Origin of the sequence: Streptococcus gordonii, from assembly GCF_001553855.1 — a bacterium.
GTDB classification, from domain to species: domain Bacteria; phylum Bacillota; class Bacilli; order Lactobacillales; family Streptococcaceae; genus Streptococcus; species Streptococcus gordonii.
Genome location: NZ_LQWV01000033.1, coordinates 1 through 457, shown reverse-complemented (window position 1 = coordinate 457; position 457 = coordinate 1). Strand labels below are relative to the sequence as shown.

At 40.3% G+C, this 457-nt stretch carries 1 protein-coding gene; it reads right to left on the bottom strand.

Features of this window, described 5'->3' with window-relative positions:
* A partial coding sequence (locus AWH02_RS06815; protein WP_145762187.1) for an isopeptide-forming domain-containing fimbrial protein occupies positions 1-457 on the bottom strand: 457 nt, incomplete at both ends.

Below are 457 nucleotides of genomic sequence, written 5' to 3'. Positions count from 1 at the left end.
ATCTTAGCCTTGAAGGTCAGAACAACTTCTTTACCGCCATTGTTCTTGACTTGGTCTTCTGTCAGAGTCAAGGTGATCTTTTGATCAGCGATAGAGATACGGTCTGCTTCTAAAGCTTCTCCATTAAGAGTAGCACTTCCAGCATCCGCAAACTCTAGAACATCCTTAATAGTGTCATCAATAGAGAAGGCTGTTGCATCAAACGGAACATTTGTCTTCACTTTATAAGTAAAGATTTCGTCACGGTTAGCAAGAGTCGCTTCTTTTGCATCATTAACAGTCTTTTCAATCTCTGGTTTTTCAGGACTTGGTGGAGTCACTGGTACGATATTTGAATCTTTATGAACTCCAGGATTGTCTGGTAAATCTACATTATAAGAAGCTTGGTTATTGATAACAACTTTATCGCCAACGACGTAGGCAGCCAAGTTGGCATTTGGACGAATCTTAGCCTTGA